4 protein-coding genes are annotated in these 4,720 nt (G+C 72.6%); 1 reads left to right on the forward strand and 3 read right to left on the reverse strand.

Features of this window, described 5'->3' with window-relative positions:
• Positions 1–247: 247 nt before the first annotated feature.
• The 3 genes from B7767_RS23705 to B7767_RS23715 form a co-directional block, all read right to left on the reverse strand.
• Positions 248–1,615 carry a phosphomannomutase/phosphoglucomutase gene (locus B7767_RS23705; RefSeq protein ID WP_085573975.1) on the reverse strand — a complete coding sequence of 456 codons (1,368 nt, stop codon included), beginning with the start codon at positions 1,613–1,615 and terminating at the stop codon, positions 248–250.
• Between the two features lie 72 nt (positions 1,616–1,687).
• Positions 1,688–3,304 (reverse strand): L-lactate permease, encoded by a 1,617-nt coding sequence (locus tag B7767_RS23710; RefSeq protein ID WP_085573976.1) that lies wholly within the window; start codon positions 3,302–3,304, stop codon positions 1,688–1,690.
• A 140-nt stretch (positions 3,305–3,444) separates the two neighbouring features.
• The gene (locus B7767_RS23715; RefSeq protein WP_085573977.1) at positions 3,445–3,867 is read right to left on the reverse strand and encodes a DUF3499 domain-containing protein; all 423 of its coding nucleotides are present in this window, start codon (positions 3,865–3,867) and stop codon (positions 3,445–3,447) included.
• A 283-nt stretch (positions 3,868–4,150) separates the two neighbouring features.
• Between B7767_RS23715 and B7767_RS23720 the strand changes: the two genes are divergently transcribed.
• Entirely contained in the window at positions 4,151–4,606 is a 456-nt protein-coding gene (locus tag B7767_RS23720; RefSeq protein WP_085573978.1) for a metallopeptidase family protein, read from the forward strand.
• Positions 4,607–4,720 lie beyond the last annotated feature (114 nt).

A 4,720-nucleotide genomic window follows, 5' to 3' on the forward strand; every position in this document is an offset into this window, starting at 1 on the left:
AGTGGGGTTGCGCGGCCCGGCGACTACGGGGTGCCGTCGCGCCCACCCGTGCCGCCCCAGCGGCACGACTGCCCGCGGTGGGTGGCGGCATGCGGCTGCCCGCGGGAACGGCGGGGACGGCGGCACAGCTGTCCGCGGAACGCGGGGGCGGAACGTGGGCAGCTGTCCGCGGAACGCAGGGGCGGAACGCGGGCAACTGTCCGCGGAACGCAGGGGCGGAACGTGGGCAGCTGTCTGCGGTTGGGGGTCATGACCTGATGATGGTCAGGGCCTCGTCGCGGATTCTGGTCATCGTCGTCTCGTCCCGGGCCTCTGCGTTCAGGCGGAGGAGGGGCTCGGTGTTGGAGGGGCGGACGTTGAACCACCAGTCGGAAGCGGTGACGGTGAGGCCGTCCAGGTCGTCGAGGGTGACGCCGTCGCGGCCCTCGTACGCGGCCCTGATCGCGGCGAGGCGGGCGGCCTGGTCGTCGACCGTGGAGTTGATCTCGCCGGAGCCGGCGTAGCGGTCGTACTGGGCGACCAGGGCCGACAGGGTGCCCTGCTGCCCGCCTAGGGCGGCGAGGACGTGCAGGGCGGCCAGCATGCCCGTGTCGGCGTTCCAGAAGTCGCGGAAGTAGTAGTGCGCGGAGTGCTCGCCGCCGAAGATCGCGCCGGTCCTGGCCATCTCGGCCTTGATGAAGGAGTGCCCCACGCGGGTGCGCTCGGGGGTGCCGCCGTTCTCCCGTACGACCTCGGGGACCGACCAGGACGTGATCAGGTTGTGGATGATCGTGCCCTTGCCGCCGTTGCGGGCCAGTTCGCGGGAGGCGACCAGGGCGGTGATCGCGGACGGGGGGACCGGTTCGCCCCGCTCGTCGACGACGAAGCAGCGGTCGGCGTCGCCGTCGAAGGCGAGGCCGAGGTCGGCGCCCTCCTCGCGGACCCGCTTCTGCAGGTCGACGAGGTTGGCCGGGTCGAGGGGGTTGGCCTCGTGGTTGGGGAAGGTGCCGTCGAGTTCGAAGTACATCGGGACGAGGGTGAGCGGCAGGCCGGCGAAGACCGTCGGGACGGTGTGCCCGCCCATGCCGTTGCCCGCGTCGACGACGACCTTCAGGGGGCGGATCGAGGTCAGGTCGACGAGTGAGCGCAGGTGTGCCGCGTAGTCGTCCAGCGTGTCGCGCCGGGTGATCGCTCCCCGGGGGCCGGCCGTCGGTTCCGGGGCGCCCGAGGCGCTCCACCGCTCGACGAGTTCCCGGATCTCCGTCAGGCCCGTGTCCTGGCCGACCGGCGCCGCGCCCGCGCGGCAGAGCTTGATGCCGTTGTACCGCGCCGGGTTGTGCGAGGCCGTGAACATCGCGCCGGGGAGGTTCAGGGCGCCCGAGGCGTAGTAGAGCTGGTCCGTGGAGCACAGGCCGATCTCGGTGACGTCGGCGCCCCGGCCCGCCGCACCGCGCGCGAAGGCGCCGGAGAGGCCGGGGGACGACGGCCGCATGTCGTGACCGGTGACGACGGCGGTCGCGCCGGTCACCCGGACGAAGGCGGCGCCGAAGAGCTCGGCGAGGGACTCGTCCCACTGGTCGGGGACGACTCCGCGCACGTCGTACGCCTTCACGATCTGCGACAGATCAGCAGCCACGGCCAGCCCTTCCGGAAGTCCTGTCGGTCACCACAAACTACCCGCAGAGGGTGACACGGACGTCGGGGAGGCTCAGGGCAGCATCCAGCCGAGCGCCGCCGTGCTCTGGCCCACCACGATCAGGCACATCACGAGCAGCAGGCCGAGGCTCCAGGGCAGCACCTTGCGCAGCAGATCGCCCTCGCGGCCCGCCAGTCCGACGGCCGCGCAGGCGATGGTGAGGTTCTGCGGCGAGATCATCTTGCCGAGGACGCCGCCGGAGCTGTTGGCCGCGGCGAGCAGTTCGGGCGACAGCCCGGACTGCTGGGCGGCGGTCACCTGGAGGGCGCCGAAGAGGGCGTTGGAGGAGGTGTCCGAGCCGGAGACGGCGACGCCGAACCAGCCCAGTACCGGTGAGAGGAAGGCGAGGCCCGCCCCGGCCGCCGCGACGAAGTGGCCGATCGTCGCCGCCTGGCCCGAGAGGTTCATGACGTAGGCCAGGGCCAGGACGGACGTCACCGTGAGGATCGCGAACCGCAGTTCGTGGACCGTCGCCAGCCACTCCCTGACCGCCGCGCGCGCGTGCACCCCGATCACCGCCGCCGTGAGCACTCCGGCGAACAGGACGAGGGTGCCGCCGGTGGAGACGACCGGCCAGGTGAACACGTTGCCGCCGACGGGCTCGCCGTCCGGGCCCGCGACGTCCAGGAAGGGCCAGTCGTAGCTCCGGGTGGCGCCGGCGAGCCAGTCCTTCACCGCCGGGACCTGGGCGACGGAGAAGATCACGACGATCAGCGCGTACGGGGCGTAGGCGCGCACCACCTCCCCGCGCGGGTCCTCCTCGTCCAGTTCCTCGCTGCGCGCTCCGGTCAGCACGGAGGTCCGTACGGCCTCGGTGGCGGGCACGCGCGCGTGCGGCACGGCGACCAGGGCGCCCGCGCCGGCCAGGGCGGCCCCGATGTCGGCGAGCTGCGCGGAGACGTGGTTGGAGGCGACGAACTGCGCCACGGCGAAGGCGGCTCCGCAGACCAGTGCGGGGATCCAGGTCTCGCGCAGGCCGCGGCGTCCGTCCACCAGCCAGACCAGTACGAGCGGCACCACGAGGGCGAGCAGCGGGGTCTGGCGGCCGACGACGGACGCCACGGAGTCCAGTGGCAGGCCGGTGACCTGGGCGAGCGTGACGACCGGCGTGCCCATGGCGCCGAACGCCACCGGCGCGGTGTTGGCGACCAGCGCGACCACTGCGGCGCGCACGGGGTCGAAGCCGAGGGCCACCAGCATCACGGCGGAGATCGCGACGGGGGCGCCGAACCCGGCGAGGGCCTCCAGCAGGGCGCCGAAGCAGAACGCGATGACGAGTGCCTGGATGCGGGGGTCGTCGGAGAGGCGGCCGAAGGAGCGGCGGAGGACGTCGAAGTGGCGGGTGCGGACGGTCATCCGGTAGACCCACAGGGCGTTGATGACGATCCACATGATGGGGAAGATGCCGAAGAAGGCGCCCTGGACGCCGCTGGAGAGCGTCTGGTCCAGTGGCATGCCGTACGCCAGACAGGCCACCAGGACGGCCGCCAGCAGGCCGATCAGGCCCGCGAGGTGCGCCTTCATCCGGACGCCGCCGAGCAGGACCAGGACGATCACGAGCGGCAGGGCCGCCACCAGGGCGGAGAGGCCGAGCGAGCCGGCGACGGGTTCCAGTTCCTGGACGTACACGGGCGCCTCCCGGATTCCGCCATGCGAAAGCGATTTCTCGCCGGGTACCAACGGAATGGTCGTGTCCGCGACAAGGAGGCGTCAATGGGCGTGCGGGGGTTTATGTGGCGCCTGGGGTACGGGGAGGGGGATCGCCCCGGTCAGTTGTCCGGGGAGCGGAGTACCCGCAGGTGGCCGCGGCGCGCGACCTCCATGGGGTCCGCCGTGCGGGAACCGCCGCCCGCTCCCGCCGCCCGCTCCTGCGGACGGGCCGCCTCGCGCACCGCGTTCGCAAGCGCTTCCAGGTCGTCCCCGCTGGGCTGGGCCGGGGCCGAGCCGTCGAGCAGACGGACGACCTCCCAGCCGCGCGGTGCGGTGAGGCGCTCGGAGTGTTCCGCGCACAGGTCGTAGCAGTGGGGTTCGGCGTAGGTGGCGAGCGGGCCGAGGACCGCGGTCGAGTCGGCGTAGACGTACGTCAGCGTCGCGACGGCGGGACGGCCGCAGGCGGTGCGCGAACAGCGACGTACAGGGCTCACGAGGTTGGACGGTACCGCACTCTTGAGCGGGCCGCGACGACTCTCCACCAGGTCACTCCACCGTGTCGCGGTACGAAACGCCCCACATGCCCCTTTGGGGGCACCTTGCTGACCTGGTTCGACGCGGGGGTTCGGGGGGTTCGGCGGTACTGATTCCGGTCACCAGTCGGCACAAACACCGTCAATTGCCTTGATGTCATCGGTCTCGGAGAGATACGGAATCGAGCCCAACCTTGGCTGGAATGGTCATGTTGTGACATGCCGTGCGGGTCGGCCGGAAGGCGGACGGGGATCGGGCGGGGCGGCGACGTGACGACTACGCTTCGCAGTGATGGACAGCTCTGTGACGCCCCGTGCCGCCGGATCCGGCCCCGGCCCCGGACCCCGACGCCGTGATCGCCACGGCCGGGGCATGCGCGGTCCGATCGCGCCTCCGCAGGTGCCGCTCGCCGCGAGCCGTGCGGAGACGTTCGCGGATCTCGTGCAGGACTCCGTGGAGCGGCTGGAGCGGCGGTGGCCGCAGCTGGCCGACGTCGATTTCCTGGTGCTGGACGTGCCGCGGCCGGGCGGGGGGGCCTGGAGTGACGAGGCGGTGCCGCTGGGCGGGACCGTGGCTGCCCGCGACGGGCGTCCGGCGCGGGTGGTGGTGTACCGGCGGCCGGTGGAGATCCGTACCAAGGGGCGGGACGAGCGGGCGGCTCTCGTGCACGAGGTCGTGGTCGAGCAGGTGGCGGAGGTGCTGGGGCTGACGCCGGAGACGGTGGATCCTCGGTACGGGGAGGACTGAGGTCGTGCTTGGGTGCCGGGGGCGGCGCGTCATGGGGTGCCCCCGGTGTTGGTGTGGGCCGGGGGTGGGGGTGCGCGGCCCGGCGCTTGCGGGGTGCCCCCCCCCCCCCCCCCG

The organism is Streptomyces sp. 13-12-16 (assembly GCF_002114215.1).
Lineage (GTDB): Bacteria > Actinomycetota > Actinomycetes > Streptomycetales > Streptomycetaceae > Streptomyces.

Excerpts from the sequence above, each read along its gene's own strand:
- B7767_RS23720 (WP_085573978.1), top strand. The coding sequence starts at position 4,151 with ATGGACAGCTCTGTGACGCCCCGTGCCGCCGGATCCGGCCCCGGCCCC.